Here is a 25051-nt window from a genome sequence, read left to right as displayed (position 1 = left end):
CTAGTAGCCATTAATTATCGACTTATCCCCCTAGACCAATCATGAAACCGGTTGCATTGATTTACATCTTTAGACTAACATCCAATTTCTAATTGTGCAATACAAATAATTGATTTATTAGATTCCATTAAATTTTAGGTGATTTCAGTTTTTACTTTTATCAATTATTTTTAGGTAATTTCTATAAAAAGCGGAAAAGCATAAAAAGGCAATAAGCGAGCCTGTTAAAAAGGGAAGGAAGAATCTGAAAACGTTTAGGCTTATATATAGGACTACACCACTACTAATTGCCACAGCAATAAATAATACTGGACTTCCTATCGTTAGGAGAAATGTATTTTTTAATGCAGTAATCAACTTCATATGATAATGAACTGTAACCGAAAAAAGATTGATTGAAAAGACAAATAAGATAATACCCAAAATCATAAAAAGAAACATCAAAATACTACTTTTATCAACAAAATAATAGACATCTACCGCCCAAATCATCCAAGCTATTGTTAAAATAAGGCCACTTGAAGCACTTCTTTTATAATTTTCTTTATAGTACCGCCAATAAGTCTTGAAAAGATGACTACTATCTTCATCTTTAATAATCCACCCTCTTACCATCCCAAACATTGCGGTCGTTGCAGGGAAGAATAAAATTGGCATTAATAGTATTAAGGGAATCAATAAAAGGGGTAATTCTTCTATTTGTTCAATAAATAATAGATTTAAAAGCAAAAAAACAATTGGTATATTAAAGAGAATCCAAAATAGATTAATCAAAGAAAACTTCATAATCCATTCACTAATGGCATACAAGCCACCCATAAAACCCGTTTTGTTGTTCATACTTATATCACTCCCTATTTTCTAAATTGAATGGTGTCATCGTGTACAAATACCAAAAAGAGAGTTAACCACTTAATGTGATCACTCTCAATCATAGAAGTAACAAAAGGAGCTATCTCTCAAAGTTTCGACCTTCACAAAGCTTTATAGAGTATACTTTCTCTAGTCCTTGCTAGGAAAATGCAATGATGCCGCACCTAATAATCCTGCTTTATTACCAAGCGAAGCTTTCAATATTTCCACATTAGAAAAACTTTTCAACATTAATTCTTTTGCTTTATTAGTCACCATTGCTACTAATCTTTCTTGCTCCATGACCCCACCGCCTATAATAATCGCAGGAGGATTAAAGATATGTGTTAGTGAAACGAGGCCATATGCTACTTCAAGTACCCAGTCATTAAGAACCTCTTCTAATTTCACATCACCTTGTTCAAGGCCTTCAAAAATCTTTCGACCATTGATATATTTTTTATCAAGTTGCGATGCTTTTTTTACTAAAGCTGTGGTCGATCCATACATCTCGTAACATCCCACACAGCCACAATTACACTTCTCGCCTCCAGGATGCAAAATCATATGTCCAAATTCACCTGCACCTCCATTAAGCCCCTTATAAACAGTGGAATCAATTACTATTGCTCCGCCTATACCTGTTCCGTAAGTTAAGCATAAGAAATCGTTAAAGTTCTTACCAGCACCAAAATAGTTTTCCCCTAGTGCAGCCGCATTCACATCGTTCTCAACTTTCACAGGAACGCCGAACTTAGCTTCAAAAATCGCTTTTATTTTCATACCCGTATAATTCGGAAAATTTTCATTCGCATAAATGATAGAGCCCTCTTCACTATTTACTTGACTGGCTGTACTAATACCGATGGCATCAAATCCTGTATAAGCGTCTATGATTTTCGTGATTATATTATCAACTAAATGTGGTCCACCCTTCTCAGCTTCAGAATCGAATTCTTTAAAAGCAGAAGCATTCCCTTTCTCATCAGCTATACACATCTTAATAGATGTTCCCCCAATATCCACTGCTACTATTTTCATATATTCCATCCCTACATTTCTTATTTTTTATGCACTAAACTAGTTGAACTTGTCTGCGAATTAACTGTAGCACAAGTTTCTGATTCTATCCACCCAAATAAGAGACCTTTTAATACTTCTATCTGACACTCTAACAAATACTTCATACGTACTACTAGGACAACTACAAGGCGAAGTTTATGCAATTAATAAACGGGAGATTCCCCAACTAAAGGATTCTCCCGTTTCACCTAGATATCTGTATCAAATTCATTATAAATATATCTCTCGCCACTTTTTCCGTTCTTTTTCATTTAATTGTGCTTCGAGCGTCTCATCCCAGTGTTCTGACAGCGTATTCCACACCCTTGCATAGAGTAAATCCTCTGCCTCGTTATACATATGAAATTCAATGCATGGAACCAAATCGACTTGAATGTCAGAAGCAGATACAATTTCAGACACAACAATCTGAACGTTTCCTTCTCCTGATTCTACGCCCATCGCTTTAAGCGCATCTATGAGAACCGAATCCTCAAGCTTCGCTACAGACCAATCATCAATTTCGCTTTTAAAGCGATAAAGTTCCTTCTCTTCATACGCAATATTCTTTATTTCTCCATTCAGAAATGCTTGATGGCATGGACTGTAAAGCGCATGTGTAGAGCCATTTTCTGGTTCATGTACGAAAATACCCGTTTTAAACTGCCGGACCCCAACTTCTGTTAAAGAGTAAAAACCTTCTCTTTTTTCGATTACACCAGTTCTCGACATTTTATCAATCAAATCATTGATAAAAAGCTGTTCAACGAGTAGAATATCACTCAACTCTTCAGCAGTTGCAATATCGGCTTTTCCAAAAGCAATCAACATCATTTTCATCAGAATATCCACTTTCGTGCGCATAACGGTTTGGTAGACAATTTCGACTGAATTAACAGGTAAACTCCATGATAGAGAACCCTTTATTTTTACATTAAAGTCCTGTTGAAGTTCTTTTGTTAACCGTCCCTTTAAGTCATTCATACACAGGGATCCCCCTATAAATCATACTTTTGCAGTTCCTTCAAGATTCCTAAGCCCATTTTTCAATTTGATGCTTTCTAAAAGACGTCCATACATTTCCCTTGAACTTGGATGTTTTGTCCTCATCGTGAACATACCCGAACTCCCCACGATTATGAGCAACTCGCGTGCACGTGACAAAGCAACATTTAGACGCCTGTAATCCCTCGCAAACCCGATGTCACCACCCTTATCCTGGTGATTCCGAACGAAACTTAAAATAATGACGTCCATTTCCATGCCTTGAAACTTGTCCACTGAACCTGTTCTGCAATGTAGATGCTGCGGGATTAATTCTTGCTGAATTAACCGGTCTACTCTTTTCACCTGTTCACCATAGAAGCTTATTACACCAACACTTTTTTTGTCTTCCTGCTTCATTCTTCCAGCATTTTTCGCATTTTCAGTTGCCTTATCTAAATCCATCAAGAGTTTTTTTATCATCGTCAATTCAGCCTGATTAAAGCGACTAGTACCCCCTTTAACCTTCTCCTCGAAATACTTCGGTTCATTTGGCATGTCAAACCAGAGAAGATGATCTTTCCTATGCACATAGCGGGATTCCATCAAGTGATCACGAACAGAATCTGAGTCCGTTAAACCACACTGAAGACCATAATTTCCTTCTTTGTAAAAAGGCGTAATTGTTTCCATTATACTTTCGTGCATACGATACTGGATGGCTAGCATCGTTTTGTTTTGCTTCGGTAATGTTCTAAAAAGACGTTCAAATAATGATTCTTTCAACAATTTTTCTAGTTCATTCTTTTCTTCAGTATTGTCGCTCTCCTCAAGTAATTCCTCCAGTGTATCTTGCCCCATAAGTGGTGGTAACTGATGATGATCCCCCACTAAAATAATCTTTTTCCCTTTTAACATTGGTAGCAATAATTCGGGAGGTGTTGCTTTAGAAACTTCATCTATAATGACCACATCGAATGTCGGATACTCCTCCATGAAATCACGTCTCGCAGACGCGACGCAAGTTGTCCCTATGACATTCGCATGCTGTACATATAGTTTTCGGATTTCGTCAAGATCATATTCATTCGCTTCCGTGAGCAGTGTCCTCCATTCATTTTGAAGTGAATGGTTGATAGGCAAACGTTCTTTATCGATTTTGAGTTTCTTCACTTTTTTCGATAAAGTCATGAGTGAAGTTTGCGCTTGTTGACGCTGTTCTTCGGGATTCTGGGCTAGCAATTCCACTAAAGGTGCTAGTTGACTTTCCTGCTCCAGGCGCTCTGCATTTATCGAATCAAGTTCTTCACTTATGACTTGAAGCCTAGCTCTATTGTTTTGTAATCTTTGAGTATTAACGTCGACTTCACTGTTTTTAGCATCCAACTCATTGATATATCGTTTAAGTGTCGCCTTCTTATCCATATAGTCGGCATAGACTTGTTCTTTTTGCTTCAATTTTTCTTTCGCTGCTCTAAGTGATACCGTTTCATCGACAGTTCCAACTTCTTCTTGAATTTTTTCAGCAGTTCGCTGAAGGTCACTTAGCGTTATTTGGTGACTCTCCGCATTGCGCTGCATTGCGCTTCTTTCCTGTTCTATTTCTGATATAAATTGATTGGTATGATCAATTATTTCTGTCTTAATAACAGCAAACATTTTTTTGGCATCCAACCTAATTTGATTTTGTTTTTCCAAATTTCCGCCCTGTGTCTGCACATAATTCTTTCTTTCACGTAACATTTCTAAAGCAATCGCGATTTTATCAAGATTATCATATTTTTGAGCCGAATAATTCCTCGTTTCAAGACTACTTTTAGTCGCTGGATCGATTAGAAATTTCCCAACACGATCAATGAGCCCATGAATATCTGTTACTGAACTATACTTTTGGTTCACAGTTCTTTTAACTGCATTTGGCAAAAATCCATGCTCTTTCAACAAACGCTCTATCATCTCAATAGCCGCTAAAAGTCTTTTTTGTAATTCTTGCCATTCACTGTATTCGCCACTAGACGTGTCGGATTTAATTGAATCAATCAACTTATTTAATTCGGTCATTTTCCAATTCGTATTGAATGTCGGCACTATTCCGAAAAACTCTAGTCGATTTTTCAATAAGTCAATTTTGGTTATTGAATCTAACTGTTTCACAAACACATGAATAGTATCAATTTTATTGCTTTTTAGTTCCAGTTCTTTACCTATACTTGCGATAGCATTTTCTGACTCGTCAATCATGTGTATTGTTTGACGATAGCTTATGTAAAAACGCATTTGCTCTAATTGAGGTTCTAATTTCTCCATCTGTTCAATTGTCTCTGGACTCATGTTTTCAACTTGTATAATTTGTTCAAGTTGAGTGATTTCCTTGTTTAATGCGTCCGCTAATTTGTTGAAGTCAGCTTCATTTCCTACTAATTCTTCACATTCCTTTTTATAGATTACTGCTTTTTTACTGAGCTTCATGATTTCGCTAGAGAGGAGAAGATGTTGTGCTTCGGCCTCTTCTTTTTGCTTTATTTTTTCATCTAGCGACAGCAGGTCCTGTTGAAGTTTTTTCAATCGCACTTCACAATTCACTAACTCATCTTGAAGCTGTGCTTCTTTTTCAGTATTTGACTGAAGTTGATTATTCACTGCATCTAACGTTACGTTTTTCCAGTTCAAAGCTACATTTTCTTCAATAAACTTTTTTCCTTCTTCTTCAATACTATCTGTCCGACCGTAACGTAAAATCCGAATATCTTGATGCGTTAATAATCTACCGAGTGCATTGTCCACCGCTAGATTTGCTTGTGAGGCGACGAGTGTACGCAACCCCGCCTTGACATTTTGATGACAAATTTCAGAGATAACTGTCGTCTTTCCGGTCCCCGGAGGCCCTTGAATCACGTACAAATCATTTGACGTCATGGCCCCAGTTACAGCTTCTTGTTGAAACTCATTTAATTCATTATGAAAAACAAGCTCTTGCTGTTTTTTTGAAATACGAACGACTGGCCGCTCCTCGAAAAGGACCTTTTCTAAATTTGCATTGGCAGCTAGACCATCTTGGAGATCTTTAAAACCTTTCCTTAATCTTTTTACTTGACTAAGTTCAGCAAAGTTACTAAATACAACTTCCTTATACGATTTCGGATGCCATTCATTCCGTCTTGCCATCTCTTTATAATTCCGACTCAGTTCGATTTCAATAACTTTCTTAGACCTATCTGTATTTATGACGCTACCTATGTCATTTGATAGCCCTTTCATCTTGGCACCAAAACCTTTAATTGTATTCCATTCATTTCCTTTTAACCCACTGCAAACAATACTCAGTTTACTGAAATCTTCATTAAAACTGGCCATTGAAAAAGTTGCTGTCAAATCTGCAACATCCGCATTACTTTCTTGAATTCGTAAATAACCTTCCCAGCTGGCAATTCTTTTCTTCACGTACTCAGAACGTTCTTGTGCAATCGGTAATTCTCTAATGCTTGTGTACAAATCGATAGGCATCGCGACGCCGGCACTAAGGCCTACAAGAAACTTCAATCGTACTGGAAGACGTCTGTTCGTCTGTACGGGTTCTCTACGGCCCCTAACGTGGAAACCAGTCGCTAAAAAACCATCATTTTGATAAACACATTCCATTACAGCTACTCTATCGTTTAAACGCTTCGATAAAGCTTCGTTTGAGCCATTGTCGAAGAACAACGAAAAGGACATATTGCCCTGTCTATTATTGGGACGCTTTTCAATATGTACATCGAAGGCAACCTGCATCGAAAAAAAGGCGTGCTCATCCGTTGACCATTTTATGAGTTCTTTGCGTGCGTTAGCCGTAATTTCAAGCCCACAGCGCATCGCCACATTTATGGTTGATTTATGTCCCATTAAGCATGCCTTCCTTTCGTAAATTGGGTCTATTCTTAAGTATGACACTGTATTCAGGATAAATGTATACAATCACTCAATTGGTTCAATTACTAATAGAGGTGACAGTTAATCTGATTTATAAAGGCCACATTTCCAGACCTATATTTGGACAACTAAAAACTGATTGCTCCATATTCGGAAACAATCAGTCACAGGTTTTTCAATCTTATAATGAAGACAAGGATATTGCACCTAAAAGCCCTCGAATGTCTTCAACTTATAATTAAATCGTGATACTTATATTTTCAGGAATCTTGTACTCGATCTTTAATTCCTTTGTTGAAATAGTTTCTTCGATTACTATATTTAATAAATCCCCTTTAGTTAATTCAGGGATATAGGCATCAATTAGTATATAATTTTTCTGCTTCGTAGGCTCTCCGTTAAACGAATTACTGTTCTGATCAATTATCGTTATACGTGCTAATTCAAATTCTTTAGTCGGTTTCTCGAATCCCAATGTTAATTTTCCATCATTCACATTATAGGATGATGAAGAAATTTCTATATTAGACTGATTCTCAAGTTGCTTAGCAGTCTCATTATTACCAAGGTTCAACATGGCGACAACAATTACAAACAATACGCCTGTGGCAATCAGAACATTTTTTTCTGATAATTTCATTGGACACTCCTAAATGAGTTTTTATTTACAAATTAACATTTTACACTTTTTTTTGTATAAGTAAAGCCCTTTTCGTGGTACTATACTTAAATAGTATTTAAAAGGTACTTTATATCACTATTTTTTGCGCTCATTGGACAACTAATTATGAACTCTTTAACGCAAATAATAAACAGGAGATGTCCAAATGCGGCAAATTAATTCAAATCCCACACTTCTTAATAAGTTTATAATTCTTATTTCAGCGTCATTAAAAGGCTTTTCGCAAGTTATTTTAGTTGATAATGCTTTTTCAGGGTTTTTAATACTAATGGGGATTACGCTTCATTCACCATTTCTTGGTCTAATGGCTTTTCTTTCTTCTATAATAGGAACCCTAACCGCGCAGTATTGCGGTGGAGATCATTCGCTGATTCGGGCTGGAATTTACAGTTTTAATTCCGTTCTAAGTGGAATGGCGGCAGTTCTTTTTTTAACTGGGGGAAATCGCTGGCTGATTGCACTGATTGCCGCTGCAATTGCTGCTTTATCAATGGCTATACTAACGAAATGGATTGCTAAATGGGGAATCCCTATACTAACAGTGCCGTTCGTTTTTATTACTTGGATTGGGCTACTTGTTACTTACAGGACCGACGTGCTTCACATGGATCCTGGTTTCGTCATCAGCTCCCCCGCGCGTTGGAATTTACAAACTGAGGGAACGCCAACTTTATTAGTTGGATTGATAAAAGGAATCGGTGAAGTTTTCATCATTGACTCTCTTTTGACAGGCTCCCTAATTCTTGTAGGGCTTTTCTTGGCAGGTTGGCGATTTGGAGTTTATGCAATTATCGGTACGTTTGTATCCTGGCTTGCTGCTTATTTTATGGGTGTAGATGCGCAATCATTGAATTTAGGTTTATATAATTACAACGCTGTTTTGACAATCATAGCCGTCAGTCTCGTATTTGATAATAAACCAGAAAAAACGCCGCTGACTGGAATAGTAGCTGCCACCTTGACAGTTCCAATTACTGCAGGATTGGAGTTCCTTCTCGATCCACTTGGTCTGCCTGCGCTAACGTTCCCTTTCATCTTATGTACTTGGTTATTTATAGCAGCAAGAAAGTTATTTCCGAAAATCTAAAAAGTGCGCGTGCAGATGAGCTAGTTCTGCAGTCGCACTTTTTTAATGAATGGAACTAGTTTTGTGTGCCAATTATTGCTGATGTTATAAGTGTAAACCATGTTATACTATCATCCAATAGAAAATTTTAATTTGTAAAGGATGAAATTTTTATGATATATGATGTATTTTTATTTGATTTAGACGATACATTGTTTGATTTTGGCGAAACAGAAAAACGTGCGTTCACTCACTCTTTCGAATCAAACGGCTTTCCGAATGGGTTGAAGGACTATAGGGATAGTTACAACGCAATCAGCAAGTTGCTATGGGATGATTTGGAACAAGCGCATATCACACTGATGGAGTTAAAAACAGAAAGGTTTAAGCGATTGTTCATGCAACACGGCCTCGATATGAATGCGGAAGTTTTTGGGCAAACTTATCTTGATAACTTGGGTAAAGAAGTTCATCTTATAGACGGTGTGACAGAAATGCTGAGTAGCCTTAAAGGTTCCAGATTGGCGATATTGACGAACGGATTTAAAGATGTTCAGTTAGCTCGAATCGGTGGATCAGTCTTAAAAAACTCTTTCGAAGCTATTATTACATCTGAAGAGGCAGGTTACCAAAAACCACAGTCAAAGATATTCGAGTATACATTCAATAAATTGCAACTAACAGACAAGTCCCGTGTCTTAATGATTGGGGATTCACTTTCATCTGATATTCAAGGCGGTAATAACTTTGGTATCGATACTTGTTGGTTCAATCCGCAACAAAAGAAAAACTCAACTACCGCTAAACCTACATATGAAATTCAGAACTGGAACGAATTCAATTTCGGTTTCCGGAACATTTATTGAAACAGAAAATCATGTCTTGTAAAAGCGTATTGGACAGCAAAAGTTGCTGAATCGATACGCTTTTTTATACTTATGTCCTATTTTAGCCTAGTCCGGTGAATTTGGTTCTTTCAATTCACTATACCAACCTCTTCAGAATCAAGCGTAGTTTGAAGTTCAAAATAAAACAATAAAGAAGCATTACTGCAGACACCTAGAATAGTTTTGGATAAAACTTTTTTATCACAATATAATGACTATTAACCCCTCTATTGTTCGGTTAACTGAAAACATGTTAAACTTTCATTAGGGTATTAATTTGCAATTGTATGATATTTTAAACAAGACATATAACTAGTAGAGAGTGGGAAATTCGTATGCAGGAACAACAATTGGCAAGAGGCCTAAAAAACAGGCACGTACAACTAATTGCCATTGGGGGAGCAATCGGAACAGGATTATTCCTTGGTGCCGGAAAGTCGATTCATTTAGCAGGACCCTCCATTTTATTTGCTTATTTGATTACAGGCATAGTTTGCTTTTTAATCATGCGCGCACTTGGAGAACTGCTCTTAACCAATTTGGAATATAACTCTTTTGTTGACTTTGTACAAGACTATATGGGGAATATGGCTGCGTTCGTTACAGGCTGGACTTATTGGTTCTGCTGGATTTCAATCGCAATGGCTGACTTAACTGCCGTTGGTCTGTATACCCAGTTTTGGTTCCCTACAGTGCCACAGTGGATGCCAGGATTAATTGCACTTGTCATTTTGCTATTTATGAATCTTGCAACTGTTAAACTTTTTGGCGAAATGGAATTTTGGTTTGCATTAATTAAAATCATCGCGATTCTTGGACTCATTGTTATCGGAATCTTCATGATTATAAAAGGTTTTTCTACCGATTCAGGTCCTTCCAGCTTCTCTAATCTATGGAGCCACGGTGGTATGTTCCCTAATGGCATTCATGGCTTTATCCTATCATTCCAGATGGTTGTATTTGCATTTGTAGGCATTGAACTTGTAGGACTGACAGCAGGGGAAACCGAAGACCCGGAAAAAGTTATCCCGAAAGCAATCAATAATATTCCTATTAGGATTTTAATATTCTATATCGGTGCTCTGATTGTTATTATGAGTATTTATCCGTGGAATGCTATCAATCCACTGGAAAGCCCGTTTGTCCAAGTCTTCGTTGCAGTCGGTATCGCTGCAGCTGCTGGTATCGTTAATTTCGTCGTCCTAACATCTGCAGCTTCGGCATGTAACAGCGCCGTCTTCAGCACAAGCCGTATGATATACTCGCTAGCTAAAGATAATAATGCACCTGTACCATTTACAAAACTGACTACCAACAAAGTCCCTTCCAATGCACTGTTCTTTTCAACCGTTATTATTCTGATCGCTGTTGTTTTGAACTATGTGATGCCGGAAGGCGTATTTACACTGATTACAAGTATTTCTACAGTGTGTTTCATCTTTATTTGGGGAATAACTGTCATCTGTCATTTGAAATACCGTAAAACTAGACCAGACCTTGCGAAAGTGAACAAGTTTAAAATGCCACTTCATCCATTTTCCAATTACTTAATCCTTATTTTCCTTGCATTCGTTCTTGTCGTACTAGCACTTGCAGAAGATACACGTGTTGCTTTGTTCATTACTCCTGTTTGGTTCATTTTGCTGATTGCTATTTATCAAATACGAAAAAATAAGAACCAACGGAACAAAATACAAGTCCTGTGATTCGTAAATAGTCTTTTATAGTAAAAATGAAAATGCCCTGTCTCTTGTTTCGAGACAGGGCATTTTCTATCTGGTCATACCAATGTGTTGAACACCTAAAGTCTATTTGGTATTTTTCTTTTTAGCTCTTTCTTCCAGTTTGCTTTTTGGCTCTTCAGCGAATTCAGTATCTCCATAACCTTGAGGCGTTACACTAGTGGCTTTCTTCCCTTTATCGTTATTGTGATCACTATTGATATTTTTGTTTTTCGTCATTAGTTCTTTCACCTCCATTTAGACATTCTACAATTTTTTAGTTCAAATTATAGTATGTCCAAATGTTGTATATACACTCCCGTGAATATGCATTTAATCATACAACCTTTCATTTTAACCCAGCTACTTCTTCTTTCGATAATTGACGCCATTCACCAAGAGCTAACGTACCAAGGGGGAGTTTTTTAATCCTCACACGTTGTAAACGAGTGACATTAATTTGAAACCGTCTACACATTCTTCTAATTTGTCGGTTCAATCCTTGTGACAAGGTGATTCTAAAGCAATTATCATCTATTTGAATGACTTTACACGGCTTTGTTAGTACATTCCCCTTTTTTCTAGGGTTATAAATTTCCACGCCTTTAGCCATTTCATCTATAAACGCCGCGGTTATTTTTTTATCAACTGTGACCATATAGTCTTTTTCATTATTATTTTCTTCCAGTAAAAGCTCGTTTACAATGCTGCCATCATTCGTCAGAAGAATTAACCCTTCAGACTGCTTATCTAGACGTCCAACAGGAAAAATCCTTTCCGGGTAATTGACGAAATCGATAATATTCCCTTCAATTCGGCTCGCCGAGGTGCACGTCACACCCGGTGGTTTATTGAGCATAAGATAAATATCATTTTCTTTCGCTTTGATAAGTTGCCCATCCACTTCTACCCGGTCCCCTTCACAAATCACATGTCCTAGTGAAATCTGATTCCCATTCACAGTCACTTTCCCCTCTTTTATCAACACATCGACCTTTCGCCTGGAACAAAGCCCCGATGAACTAATAAATTGATTCAGCCTCATATTGTTTCCTCCATTTACATCGTAAACAATCTGTTTGCTCTTGATTCCGTTCAACTCCACAGATCATTGCTTACCCTATTTTACCACACTAAATTTACCGTATTCGCCCACATATATAAGGACCGTCTCATGACAGTAAATGACTAACAATTTCATTTAAAAGAATAAAAACACAAAAATAAATCAGCCATTCACATAAATGGCTGATTTTAACTATATTTCCGGAACCTAATTCTGAATTATGTTAGAATCCGATTCCATTCTCTTTTGTATGATTTTAAATACCAAATACATACTATGCTATTAAATTTAGGTTCATAAACGATCATCGGAATCCTGCTTATAATCCTCTTCCCAAAAATCAGCATTTTTTATGCCCAGCTTCTTGGGATCAAAAACAGGATCAAGCCCTAATTTCTTCTGACTTTCATAATCTTTCAAGGCAAGTAGCGCTGGTTTGGTCAGTAGTAAAATCGCAATGACATTCAGCCATACCATAATACCTAAACCCGCATCTCCAAGTGCCCAGGCCAACTCTGCCGTTCTGATTGTTCCCCAAAAAGTCATGATTAGAATGACGATTTTCAATATGAGCATGGCCATTTTCGTGTTCTTTTTTCGTATTAAATAAGCTATGTTTGTTTCTGCAATATAATAATAGGCCATGATTGTTGTAAAAGCGAAGAAAAAGAGCGCAATGGCTACAAAGCCTGCTCCAAAACCAGGAAGAGCACTGTCAACTGCTGCCTGTGTATATCCTGGGCCCTGTTCTACACCAGGGATATTATTGACGATATATGTTCCATCCTCTGCCTGTGTGTTATACATTCCCGTAAACAGGATCATAAATGCTGTCGCTGAACAGACGAACAATGTGTCAATGTAGACGGAAAAAGACTGAACCAAACCCTGTTTGACTGGATGGGATACTTCTGCCGCCGCGGCCGCATGAGCTCCAGTTCCCTGTCCTGCTTCGTTTGAGAATATTCCCCTCTTCACGCCCCACATAATCGCCATACCAATGATACCGCCAAAAGCGGAATCTATGGCAAAAGCACTTTTAAAAATCAATGCAAAGACTTCAGGTAATAGATTGATATTCATTACAATAATTACGAGTGCAACCAGCATATACCCCAATGCCATGAATGGAACGATAATCTGTGCAACGTTCGCAATTCGCTTGACTCCACCTAAAATGATGAAACCTAAGATAGCTACAATTACAAGCCCTGTTCCCCATTGGGGAATACTAAATGCATTATTCATCCCAACGGCAATTGAATTGGATTGGACACCTGGCATGAGGACTGCCATCGCAATTAGAGCAGCAATTGCAAATAGAGTTCCAAACCACTTCCATCCTATCCCTTTCTCAATAAAATAAGCTGGACCACCGCGATATTGTCCATCTTGTTTCACTTTGTATATTTGTGCTAGTGTGGATTCAACAAAGGCACTTGAGGCCCCAATGAAAGCGATTGCCCACATCCAAAAGACAGCTCCTGGTCCTCCGTAATAAATTGCCGTTGCCACACCCGCAATATTACCTGTCCCAACCCGCCCGGAAAGTGCAATCGATAACGCCTGGAAGGAGGAAATACCAGCATTTGAACTTTTCCCCTGAAACATCAATGTAACCATCTCTTTAATGTGCCTCACCTGCAAAAAACGCGTCAATACAGAAAATAATAAACCGACCCCAAGTAAAATATAAATGACTGGCGTACTCCATAAAATGTTATTCAGTCCATTTACAAAATCCTCCATTAAACACCCCTCCACCCTTTTTTAAATTTCCAGACAATACCTTCTGATTATATGATAGAATTTCAGTTTGTAGACGAGTTCTATTCGGTTTTTAGTAAGGCATTTTCTTTATGCGAAATTACTATCAACTCACATATCCATATAAACATACAAAAGATACCAGACATTCACTTACATACCTGATACTCTAATTATTAATATGCAACTGTAGTTTCTGCATAGCCTTTTAGTTATTTTGAAAATGAACGTAACTGTTCAGAGCGATAGATCATCATTCTTTGCTTGTTCAATTGGGCATTGTAATACATAGAAAGGGTGAAATTCTCGGCTGCAATTACTCTGTATTTTTTCAGAGGACCTCGAATAATAAATGGAATGGCATTATTCGAGGTCCGCTCTTCGCTCGCCAAATCTGAATTCAAACCGATTGCCAAGTAAAAGTAATGGACGTAAATTCGAGATTGTCTCATACATAATCATAGCCAGTATCTGTTTCAATTCGCCTTTCATTATTAAACAGAAAATGACGATTCAGGATTGGCATTCATCGCACTGATAATAAAAAATCACCTCGGCCGATTTGATTAAGCAAAATTTGAATTCGTCAATGCATCCTCAATATCGACTTTATATAGCGCTTCCTTTGACGTAGCTTTCTTAATCGTAAAATTGATGCAAACATATAAAGGTTTAAAAATTTCCCGATATCAATTACTAATCGGTATCCGAAATTTCTGGCTCCTAGTTCGGATGAAATACCAATTTGTATTTGTATCAGATACTTTTTCCCAAATAAATATCCCTGTCTATGTTCTGTTGACATAGACAGGGATATTTCCAATAATATCGCAACTTCACTCTGTTTCCATTATTTCTTCTTTTTTGAAGAACCTTTACTCTTACCCTTAATATTATTTTCAACAGATTTCTTTTCGACTGATACCTGTTCTTTTGAAAAGTCTGTCTCCTCCCCGAATTCTGTGTCGTAGTTGAGATTGTTAAAGTTGCGATGATTTGTATCCTCAACTACTTCTTCCATTGGTTTAAACAAAATCCCTAAGCAAACCAGTCCACTTAGACCAACAAGAACATAAATCACCCTTGACAAAAATGCCTCTTGCCCACCAAATATTGATGCTACTAAATCAAATTTAAAAATCCCAATTAAACCCCAGTTAATAGCACCAATAATTACTAATGCCAAAGCAATCCGTTGTATCGCTCTCATGAATTAACACCTCCTCCATATTACTATTCCGTTTTATAAACTAATCGCCGCCGCAATCACTAATGAAATGTTCTTTTTTCTCATCGTAAGGTCTTTCCCGAGTGCTGTCTGGATGATACCTTCAGGAATGGTCACAATAAAAACAATTCATCCGTAAATCGCTAAGACTTGTTCTTATCTTCTGCCAATAGAGTGTTTTAATACATTAAATTATAATTCGTGAAAATCTAAAGACTAATCACGTTATTTTAATTTTCGATACCTATTAAGAAGGTCTAACGGGAGGATGTGAATGCTTAGCATTGACTGAATCCAATTATGCATTTATTGGTATGACAGGAAATATTACTTTTCAATAGTTCTTGTAAACTACTTTTTCGGGAAAAGTGCTTGTTCTTTTCTCCATAGATTGATTTCCTGTCGATTCACTAATTTGAGTGTGAATCAATGCATTAGTGTTTGTCTAGGTTAAATTTCAACGCCATATGACATGGATTAATGAAAAAATAGCCACTTTAAGATTTGGATTTCCATCTCTCAAAGCGGCTATTCGTATTGAATTAATAATCTACGCCTGATGCTTTTCCAAAAATGCCAGCATCAAACTATATACTTTAATTTCATTCTCTTTTTTCGAGAACCCATGTCCTTCATCTTCCAAAACGAGATACTCGACATCACGGCCCTTTTCTTTTAATTTTGCAACGATTTGGTCAGACTCTTCTTTGACGACTCGTGGATCTTTTGCTCCTTGAATGACAAGCATAGGCTTTACCATGCCGTCTAAGTAAGTAACAGGTGAGTCTTTGATGAAACGTTCTTTATCGCGCTCGGGATCCCCAAGCCATCGTTCCATTATCGGCTTCCAGTGTGGTGGAACAGAGTTGATGAAGGTAAATAAATCAGACGGCCCGAAAATATCAACAACTGCTCTGAAATAGTCTGAATGTCGCCCATGCAATAATAGTGCCATGTATCCGCCATAGCTACCGCCGACAAGGAACAGCTTATTTCGGTCTGTAAACCCACTTTCAAACAACCACTCGATTCCAGCGATACAGTCAAGTCTTGGTCCCTCGCCCCAATCCAGCTCAACTAGCTTTGTGAATGCCGATCCATATCCTGTACTTCCACGGAAGTTCGGCGCAAAAATTGTATAGCCTCTATTAATGAAGCATTGGAACATCGAACGGAACATTTTCCGCTCAGCTGATTGCGGTCCACCATGTGGCCAGAAAATCGTATAACCGTTATCATTTTCGGGCTTCGCTTTGAACAATAAAGCCTCGATTTCCATTCCATCAAAGCTTGTATAGGAAACAATGTCTGGCTCCACCATATCCTCTGGACTTAATCCCAAGACACGATTGTTCGTCAATTGCTTCCACTCTACACCGTTAGACGATTGATAGACATTATGTGGTACGGTTGCACTGCGTCCTAATATATAAAGATTTCCCGATTTCGCCACTTGTATTTGTTCTATGATATCAACAGGCAACGAGCATTCTTCAACTTTGTCGGTGGCAACGTCATACCGATATAAAATATCTGTAACACCTTTGACAGTGATAAGATAGAACGCTTTGTTGTCCTTATCCCATTTAACCGATTGAATACTTTCCCCATCAAAGGCTAGGACTTTGGAAAACTCTTTGGATGTCAAATCGAACTTAGCCAAATACATTTCGTCGCTGTCGTAATCCGTTGCAAAGTAAATTGTTTCATTATCTGTGAAAACTGGTTCCATGGCAACATGGACCTTCTCTGGGTCCGGTGTAATGTTGAAGGTCTCTTCCCCCATCTTTACAAAGCCAACGATATATGTATTGGCAAATGCTCGTAAATAAACAAATGATTCTTCATTCTCGGATACTGCAGCTAGTTCGGTAGTTGATACTTCTCCGACATTCAGCAGTCTATCCTCTCCTGTTTCCAAATTACGAATCCGCGTGTTCAAAAAAGATGGATTCTCTTTTGATGTCTCATAGTACACGCACTTTCCGTCTGCACTCAGATGGCTAAAATAATACTTTTCAGATGCATCTCCTGTAATAAGTGGATGCGGCAATCCACCTTCGTTCGGTATCGCATAAATTTGATAATTCTCATCTCCATCCTTATCAAATCCCGCTAACACATACCGGTTCTCTGGATCGAATTTTATAAAATTACATGATTCATCCCTATGAGCAAACAGATATGGATAAGTGTCCGGCAAATCCATCGCCCACAAATTCATTTTGCCATTTAAATTAGCGTTAAACACTAATCGCTTTTCATCGCTACTTACTGCAAAGTTTGTAATCGTATACGTACGGAAAAATTGCTCGACTGTTGGTTTCGGAAAATTAATCATTATGAACCCCCTAAATGGTAGTAAAGCAATTTCATTTCTTCCTATTAGTATACCATTTATCAGATAAAATAGAATACCGAAAGGATTCCGCTTTTCGAGAGTGGTAATGACTTATTTTTTTTACACACATAAGCAAACTGTGCCAAAAAAATTCAATAGAGAAAGGACATAAAAAGTAGAAATGATTATTATATGTGCATTTTTTTGCAGCTGTGTATTCTAACGGAACTAATGGTCCAACATGGCCTACGGAGACAAGTTTGACCTCTACCTCTATGTATGCCTCCAATACAATTGGGAGTACTATTTTAGTATTGCTTGGTGTACCTGCTCCCCACCAACCAATGTCTAGATGGTTCTTCCATGAATGGTGCTAACACTATTTTCACCATTCATGGTACCGACCACTATCATCAGCCGTATCAAGTTACTACAACCGTCTCACTACTTGTCGGCGCTAGACTGATGCTAAATGGTATTTCCTGATTCAATTGTATCCCTCGCTTCGCTGTAGCTGCATCAAGTTATATTTATAATTGATTTTCCCCTTGTCATACACACGTAAAAAAAGGTACTCATGTAATTCAATATACTTTAAATCATACTTAGTCCAGATACCCATAAGTTGAATTTCAAAATAAAAAAACAGTGATTATCGCTTATTACCGACAATCACTGATTTTTTAAGTAGCTCATTGTTGAAGAGTGCTGTGTTCCCTATCGCTTGAAAAAATTACCAAAATCTTCAATTGTACTTCGTTTAGCAACTAACTCATTGACTTTCATCTCCGGTCATTATTTCTTTCGTTATTCCTATAGCGGTGACACCGGACTAACCGCTATAATCTAGGCTCTAGAATAAATAAGTTCCTCTCCATGATTCTTCAGCATATACAGACCTATATATGTTGCACTAATGATTCTATATAATGTCCAGCGAAGGCGCCTCATAGGGAGGCATCCCCTAGCGCGGGCATTGTTGAGAGAATTCTTTATGTCAACATATATAGTCTAACTTCTGATTTCACCCATTCAAAAATCTTCCAAATCAGCAACAGAAATAGGAAATAACCTATGAACGAATAGATATGGTTCCATTGATTCTCATGATAAAAAAAACCTAATTGCATTGACTTTTTCTCAATCAATGGCACGAGTGCGCTAAGAAAAAAAGTAAAAATCAGCCTACTCCATTTTGACATTTTATCTACCAAATAAAGATATAGCCCTATTAACATAGGTAGGATGATTAATGTAAATACAATATTAATCGAAAATACATCTGGGAAAGGGCGAACCGGGAACTCATATAATTGTTTTCCAACAAAATACAAATCTAAATAGGTACCCAGTAAAGAAGCCACTAAAATAGATGGCAAATACAAGAATGCATTACGTGAAGATAGCCGTTTTCGCGATAGCGGCGAGTTCAAGCCTTTCAAGTGTTTCACAGTATTCACCCATCACCTTTCCATTAACCGGTTCTTTTACTTCTACTAAGTAATCAACAACACGCCAATGCTCGAACCAATCTCCAGTTTCCGCTTCGTGATGAGGGATGTTTTCCCACACATACTCAAGTCGCGGGCTATACAACCTAAGCGCTCCTTTTCTTAGCGCACAAGACTTTAACCTCCTCGTAATAGCCAATCCTGGCACCCCTTCGAACACATCATTAAAAACATCCGGCCAATAGTCCTTACGCGAACCAGTATGTGGGTGGGTAGTTGCCCAGCGATAAACTTTTTCTAATAGGTCTGCCTCATGAAATAGTAATCGATACAAATCCTTTCCGAGCATAATACGTTCATGTAGCGATCCAAATTGATGAAGCGTTAATCCCGTAAGAGGTGCCTTTTCAGTTGACTTTCCACTGTCAGTAAAGGGAAACAAAATTTGATTGAATGAAAGCAGATCCTGGAGTACGAATTCGAACGTCTGAAAAACCTTTCTTTGATAGAAGGAATTTCGCACGATTCTGTTCTCCAAATAATTTTGTTCATTAATTATGAGTGCAATCGCAAGCGTATAGGAATCACTTTCCTCCCAGAAACGATTCCAAATCACTTCCATAAAAGCAGAAACATTTAAGTAAGGCAACAAATAAAACAAATTTCGACTTTGAAATAGACTTTCTTCATATAATAAGAACTGCGGATATACATCTTGGAATATAAGCCAGTTCCCACGTTCCAAGAATGAATAGAAATCTTGTTTTGTTTTTTCATTCATAAGTCTAGAAAGGAACTCTCCTTTTAAATCCGTCATATTCCATCCGCCATTTCTCGAAACCATATGTCCTAGGAATGCCCAGTGAATTTCTGGCCGAAAAATATAGAAATCGAGGTAAGCTTTTGTTCTCGTCACATTATTCAGGTTCAACTGTTTCGTTTTTAAACGAATCAGTTGAAGAAGTTGCTGATCCCCCCAAGATAAGTGCTGTTCCTCCAGAATAGGAACAGAGTTATACTTCTTCAAATCAGCTTTAATTAATAGTAAACTTTCCGGAAGTTGTTGTTTTCCCCCTATTTTTCTTAATAAATTAAACACTGGCCGCCCCCCTACTAAAAATCATTCCTCCTTTAGGATTATGAATAGGGATATATAGATATGAATAACCTTTACTAAGGAGATGATGAGACGTTGACATATCGTACCGAACAGTTGATTAGCCAATTAGTCCAACAACTAAAAACTGACCAGACACCCGATGGTTCATGGGATTACCCCTTTGAAACGGGTATTTCAACCGATGCCTATATGATTATTTTAGTAAGGACACTGGAAATAGATGATGAAAATTTAGTTCGCGATTTAGCTGAAAGAATATTGAGTAAACAAGAGGCAAATGGCGCTTGGAAACTTTTCCATGATGAAGGTGATGGGAACATATCCGCTACGGTTGAAGCCTATTACTCACTTCTTTATTCAGGCTATGTCAGCAAGGAAGACTATAGATTGCTTGCGGCAAAAAAGTTTATTTTGGCAAACGGTGGTCTTGAAAAATCACATATGTTAACAAAAATCATGCTGGCGTTAACCGGTCAATATCCATGGCCCGCATATTTCCCAATACCGGTTGAAATTATCCTCTTGCCACTCAATTTCCCCATCAATTTCTATGACCTTTCTGTGTATGGAAGAGCAAATCTTGCTCCAATTATGATTTTAGCAAATAAGAAATACGTAAAAACAACAAAAAGCAGCCCTAATCTATCTGAATTATTCCTTCCAGAGACAGCTGATGATTTTTTCAATATACAAGATATCCAAGAACTTTTTTCTATAATTGAACATGACCTTAAAAGTTTTCTGGGTTTATCTCAAACTTTCAATTCTTTAGCCATCAATCAAACAAAACAGTATATGCTCAATCACATTGAGCCAGATGGAACCCTTTACAGTTATTTTAGTTCTACGTTTCTGATGATATTTTCCCTGCTCTCTCTTGGTCACTCCAACAGCGACCCGATAATTTTAAAGGCGGTCGAAGGACTAAAAGCGATGAAATGTACGATTCATGGTCAGCAGCATATACAATATACAACTGCAACGGTGTGGAATACGTCCTTAATTAGCTACGCTCTTCAAAAAGCAGGAGTTCCTTCGACTGATTCGGTAATCGAAAAGGCAAGCGAATACTTGTTAGAGCAGCAGCAAACTAAATATGGCGATTGGGCGATTCATAATCCTGGAGTTTTACCCGGGGGCTGGGGATTCTCAGCTGTAAATACGATGAATCCTGATATAGATGACTCAACGGCTTCACTAAGGGCTATTTCACAGCTAGTTCAGAAAGACACTCGCATTCATCAAGCTTGGGACAAAGGAATTCTTTGGGTAATGTCTATGCAAAATAGTGACGGTGGATGGCCTGCATTCGAAAAAAATGTTGATAATCAATTATTGAACTTGCTTCCAATTGAAGGCGGTAAATTTTTATTGACAGATCCAAGCAGTGCCGATTTAACCGGTAGAACACTTGAATTTCTAGGTGAATATACGAACTTACCGAAAAATCATGACCTTATGAAACGCGGGGTAGATTGGCTAATTCATAATCAAGAAGTGGATGGTTCATGGTACGGGCGCTGGGGAATTTGCTATATTTACGGAACATGGGCGGCAATTACTGGTCTTATCGCGGTAGGTGTAAGCCCAGGGAGTCCAACTATTCAAAAAGCTGTAAACTGGTTACTTTCGATACAAAATCATAACGGCGGTTGGGGAGAATCTTGCAAAAGCGACCTCGCATCTAAGTACATCCCTCTTGGTTCCAGCAACCTAACTCAAACAGCATGGGCACTGGATACACTCATTGCGGTTTCAGAAAAGGCAACACCCGAAATTGATGCAGGGATTTCCTATTTGCTAGAAACCTATAATAAAGTCGATTGGACGTTATTCTATCCGGTTGGACAAGGAATGGGTGGAGGTTTTTATATCCACTATCATAGCTATCAATATATCTTTCCTTTGCTTACGCTTACCAATTACGAAAAAAAATTTCAAGGATAATTGTTTTTATTGTATATATAGGGCTTTTACGCCCAAAGTGATACGACCATCATTTTCTTTATAAACCCATGTATACGAATAATCGCGTCACCTGGGAGATCTTCAAAACTATATTGAATATCTATTTTTTCCACTGAATATGTTCCAGACCTCGTCAATAAACTTTAAATAATAACAATGAAGGGATGGAGAATTGAAACAAGTATTAATATTTGGTGCTACCATAATAATTGGAATCATTCTTGGGATAATCGCAACCTATATCATGAAATGAAAGAAAAATGACTGTTTGACTATCACAAACCATTTCTCAATCAAAGTATTCGTAATAGTCCAGTGAAAGGGAGCAATTATTCTTATTAGAAGGCCAGAAGTAACTTAGCACCCTTAATACTAAGTTATTTATTGTCCTTTTATTTTTCATCAAAATCAATATTATTAATAAAAGAGTTTTCTTTTGTAAACTGTTGGAATCTGCAGAAGGGATACTCTTTTTGAAAAGAAATTCAAAGAAGTTGACGGACTCTTTTATTAAGTCCATCAACTTCTTTGAATCATCTTTAAAACTACAATGCTACTTTTCCAGGATGCTCATAACAATCACCAAGCCATTCGGTAGATTTCATGAATAATTCATTTTCAAATGTGTAGCTTGAAAATGTATGATCTGCATCCTCAATATAATGCGTGTTTACTCGGTCAGGAACAAGTCTTTGTTGCAATGATGCAGAATAACGCGCAGCATGTTCTTTCGGTATATCCTTATCCTGTTGTGCATGAATGATCAACGCTGCCTCTTGGTACGAACGAATCGCTTCAAGAGGGTGATGGTTTTTCAAATCAGTTAAAAATGATTGACTCACATAAAACCCATGATAATCAACTACCCCATTTAGTGCCGCTGTTTTCATAGCGTTCTCGCCTAAAATTCCGGTAATATCTTTATAAGGTTTCCCAACTGGTGACCATAAAATAAGTTTACGAATTCGCCAATCTACTGCAGCAGTTAATGAAGCGACAGCACCTCCAAGACTATGACCGATTAATATAATATTGTTTGCATCTATTTCAGGTAACATGGATACATAATTTAACACCGCCTGTACCTCACTTAATTGCTTCGTGACCGTAACATCTGCATAATCCCCGTCGCTTTCCCCACAACCACTAAAATCAAATCGAAAAACCGCATAACCCTTCGCTGTGAAATACCGTGCTGCTTTCACAAATAACCGATGTTCTCCGACTTTGCTACCGACAAATCCATGTAATAATACAATAAGCGGAACCTTTCTATGATGCACCCTTTCTGGAAGATGAAGAACCCCCGAAAGATAAAGTTGATTAGCATAAATTGAAATCGCTTTACTTGTCATAGTAAACACCCTTTCAAGGATACTCTCCGAAAAACTATTCTTACCTGTTTACTAGGTATTATACGTATGTAATTTATAGAAGTCAATGAGTTAGTGTGAGGTAGTTAAGCTTTCAATGGTACATCTTGTATAGGTTCCTTAAAAAACTTTGATATAAAAATGCCACAGGAGTTTTTATGTCCCCTGTAGCATTTTACCTATCATTCAAAAAACTAACTACTATTCAATCCACTAATCATTAATGGACTTCTTCACCAGCGATATTGATTAATGTAACAGATTCTTTTCTCGATTTCGCTACGACTAGACCAATAACAAATCCAATGATCCCCGTTACAACCCATCCCGCACCATTTTCAAATAAAGGGATAAATCCAAACATCGTATTGATGGCTTCTGGAAAAATAGTCGCCTCCTTTAAAGCATCAAGAATTGCAACAAAACCGACACCAATCACAGTTCCTACATAAACCGATTGATGGCCATTAAACAAGTTGTTTGCAAATATTAGAACGATTAAAGCGATTGCTATTGGGTAGAGTAAAAGCAAAATTGGAGACGCCAACGTCAGAATAGTCGTAAGTCCAAAGTTTGTAATAACTAAACCTAAAGAAGCAAATACTATCAACCACTTTTTATATGAAACAGTAGGCACAATTCTTTCAAAATACTCCGCAACAGCTGCTAAACAAGCAACGTTTGTCGTGATTCCTGTTAACAAAATAACAGTTCCGATAATATAAATCCCGAACTGTCCAAATAAGACGATAGCACTTTGCGCTAATACTTCTCCACCATTAGCCATATAGCCAATTGGATTAACACTGGAAGCACCTATCCATGCCATTGAGATTTGTAAAGCCACCAAACCAATAATTGTAATTATTCCAGCTTTAATAAATAACTTGGATACTTCTTTTTCAGACTTTATGCCAAAGGCACTAATTGATTTGATGAATATTCCCCCGAATACAAAAGCCGCTAGAACATCCATTGTATAATAGCCTTGGGTGAATCCTTTTAAGAAGGCACCCTTTATATAATCGCCCTGAGGTTCCCCAAAACTCCCCATAGGTGTAATAATGGACTTGCCAACAAGTACAATTAAGAGCACTACAAAAATCGGCGTTATGATTTTACCTAAGCGATCCACAAACTTTGTAGTGTTCCATGATAGGTAAATCGTCAGGACAATAAATAACAGCGAGAAAATAAAAAGAAAGAGACTGGTATTTGATTTATCTAGCACTAACGGATTGATCGCAATTTCATAGACCACTGATGTTGTTCGTGGAACCACATAAATCGGCCCAAGCGTTAGGAATAGTAGTATTGAGAATACTGTTGCAAATAGGGGATGTACCCTTCCCGCTAGTTTTTCAACAGTTCCTCCCCCACGCGTTAATGCAATAATTGCAAGAAGAACCATTCCAACACCTGTTATTAAGAATCCCCCCATCGCAATCCATGTATTTGTTCCTGCCTCTTGACCTAACATTGGTGCAAAAATAACGTTTCCAGCACCTAAGAACATAGCAAAAAGCATAAAACCAATCGCTATTAATTGTGAAAACGGCATTTTTTTCTCCATG

General features: G+C 37.6%; 19 protein-coding genes. 5 read left to right on the top strand and 14 right to left on the bottom strand.

Annotated elements, in window-relative coordinates:
- Nucleotides 1-144: 144 nt before the first annotated feature.
- The 5 genes from AZE41_RS09780 to AZE41_RS09760 all read right to left on the bottom strand — a co-directional run bounded on the left by AZE41_RS09780 (nt 145) and on the right by AZE41_RS09760 (nt 7447).
- Nucleotides 145-840, bottom strand: coding sequence for a YesL family protein (locus tag AZE41_RS09780; protein WP_067208645.1), 696 nt, complete (start codon nt 838-840; stop codon nt 145-147).
- 162 nt (nt 841-1002) lie between these two features.
- Nucleotides 1003-1893, bottom strand: a complete 891-nt coding sequence (locus tag AZE41_RS09775) for an ROK family protein (protein WP_067208642.1) — start codon at nt 1891-1893, stop codon at nt 1003-1005.
- A gap of 252 nt (nt 1894-2145) precedes the next feature.
- Nucleotides 2146-2898 (bottom strand): hypothetical protein, encoded by a 753-nt coding sequence (locus AZE41_RS09770; RefSeq protein WP_067208639.1) that lies wholly within the window; start codon nt 2896-2898, stop codon nt 2146-2148.
- Nucleotides 2899-2919: 21 nt separating this feature from the next.
- Nucleotides 2920-6780: an AAA domain-containing protein gene (locus AZE41_RS09765; RefSeq protein WP_067208636.1), complete on the bottom strand. Its 3861-nt coding sequence runs from the start codon at nt 6778-6780 to the stop codon at nt 2920-2922.
- A 265-nt stretch (nt 6781-7045) separates the two neighbouring features.
- Nucleotides 7046-7447 carry a hypothetical protein gene (locus AZE41_RS09760; protein WP_067208634.1) on the bottom strand — a complete coding sequence of 134 codons (402 nt, stop codon included), beginning with the start codon at nt 7445-7447 and terminating at the stop codon, nt 7046-7048.
- 187 nt (nt 7448-7634) lie between these two features.
- Between AZE41_RS09760 and AZE41_RS09755 the strand changes: the two genes are divergently transcribed.
- From AZE41_RS09755 to AZE41_RS09745, 3 genes are all read left to right on the top strand, one after another.
- Nucleotides 7635-8576 (top strand): urea transporter, encoded by a 942-nt coding sequence (locus AZE41_RS09755; RefSeq protein ID WP_067208631.1) that lies wholly within the window; start codon nt 7635-7637, stop codon nt 8574-8576.
- A gap of 152 nt (nt 8577-8728) precedes the next feature.
- The gene (locus tag AZE41_RS09750; protein WP_067208628.1) at nt 8729-9421 is read left to right on the top strand and encodes a YjjG family noncanonical pyrimidine nucleotidase; all 693 of its coding nucleotides are present in this window, start codon (nt 8729-8731) and stop codon (nt 9419-9421) included.
- 356 nt (nt 9422-9777) lie between these two features.
- Nucleotides 9778-11148, top strand: coding sequence for an amino acid permease (locus AZE41_RS09745; protein WP_067208625.1), 1371 nt, complete (start codon nt 9778-9780; stop codon nt 11146-11148).
- A gap of 102 nt (nt 11149-11250) precedes the next feature.
- Here the strand turns inward: AZE41_RS09745 and sspL are convergent, their stop codons facing one another.
- From sspL to AZE41_RS09720, 5 genes are all read right to left on the bottom strand, one after another.
- Nucleotides 11251-11403, bottom strand: coding sequence for a small, acid-soluble spore protein L (sspL, locus tag AZE41_RS09740; protein ID WP_067208623.1), 153 nt, complete (start codon nt 11401-11403; stop codon nt 11251-11253).
- Between the two features lie 109 nt (nt 11404-11512).
- Nucleotides 11513-12208, bottom strand: a complete 696-nt coding sequence (locus AZE41_RS09735) for a pseudouridine synthase (RefSeq protein ID WP_067208619.1) — start codon at nt 12206-12208, stop codon at nt 11513-11515.
- A gap of 315 nt (nt 12209-12523) precedes the next feature.
- The gene (locus AZE41_RS09730) at nt 12524-13978 is read right to left on the bottom strand and encodes an alanine/glycine:cation symporter family protein (RefSeq protein WP_067208616.1); all 1455 of its coding nucleotides are present in this window, start codon (nt 13976-13978) and stop codon (nt 12524-12526) included.
- Between the two features lie 868 nt (nt 13979-14846).
- Entirely contained in the window at nt 14847-15206 is a 360-nt protein-coding gene (locus AZE41_RS09725) for a DUF378 domain-containing protein (RefSeq protein WP_067208613.1), read from the bottom strand.
- Nucleotides 15207-15774: 568 nt separating this feature from the next.
- Nucleotides 15775-17565 (bottom strand): S9 family peptidase, encoded by a 1791-nt coding sequence (locus AZE41_RS09720; protein WP_067208610.1) that lies wholly within the window; start codon nt 17563-17565, stop codon nt 15775-15777.
- A gap of 321 nt (nt 17566-17886) precedes the next feature.
- On the opposite strand from AZE41_RS09720, the gene AZE41_RS23655 reads away from it, so the two are divergent.
- On the top strand, nt 17887-18051 hold the full coding sequence (locus AZE41_RS23655; protein ID WP_418064809.1) for a BclA C-terminal domain-containing protein: 165 nt from the start codon (nt 17887-17889) through the stop codon (nt 18049-18051).
- Between the two features lie 506 nt (nt 18052-18557).
- On the opposite strand, the gene AZE41_RS23530 is transcribed toward AZE41_RS23655, so the two are convergent.
- A complete protein-coding gene (locus AZE41_RS23530; protein WP_335339522.1) occupies nt 18558-18929 on the bottom strand; it encodes a CBO0543 family protein in 372 nt (123 codons plus the stop codon).
- Between the two features lie 28 nt (nt 18930-18957).
- A complete protein-coding gene (locus AZE41_RS09710) occupies nt 18958-20115 on the bottom strand; it encodes a DUF2515 family protein (RefSeq protein WP_067208604.1) in 1158 nt (385 codons plus the stop codon).
- 93 nt (nt 20116-20208) lie between these two features.
- Here AZE41_RS09710 and shc point away from each other — a divergent pair, with 93 nt between their 5' ends.
- Nucleotides 20209-22083 carry a squalene--hopene cyclase gene (gene shc / locus AZE41_RS09705; protein WP_067208602.1) on the top strand — a complete coding sequence of 625 codons (1875 nt, stop codon included), beginning with the start codon at nt 20209-20211 and terminating at the stop codon, nt 22081-22083.
- A 566-nt stretch (nt 22084-22649) separates the two neighbouring features.
- Here shc and AZE41_RS09700 read toward each other — a convergent pair.
- Nucleotides 22650-23459: an alpha/beta hydrolase family protein gene (locus AZE41_RS09700; protein WP_067208600.1), complete on the bottom strand. Its 810-nt coding sequence runs from the start codon at nt 23457-23459 to the stop codon at nt 22650-22652.
- Nucleotides 23460-23697: 238 nt separating this feature from the next.
- Nucleotides 23698-25050, bottom strand: coding sequence for a branched-chain amino acid transport system II carrier protein (gene brnQ / locus AZE41_RS09695; RefSeq protein ID WP_067208595.1), 1353 nt, complete (start codon nt 25048-25050; stop codon nt 23698-23700).
- Between the last annotated feature and the right edge of the window lies 1 nt (nt 25051).

Source organism: Sporosarcina psychrophila, from assembly GCF_001590685.1.
Taxonomy (GTDB): domain Bacteria; phylum Bacillota; class Bacilli; order Bacillales_A; family Planococcaceae; genus Sporosarcina; species Sporosarcina psychrophila.
This window is presented reverse-complemented; position numbering and strand designations above follow the sequence as displayed.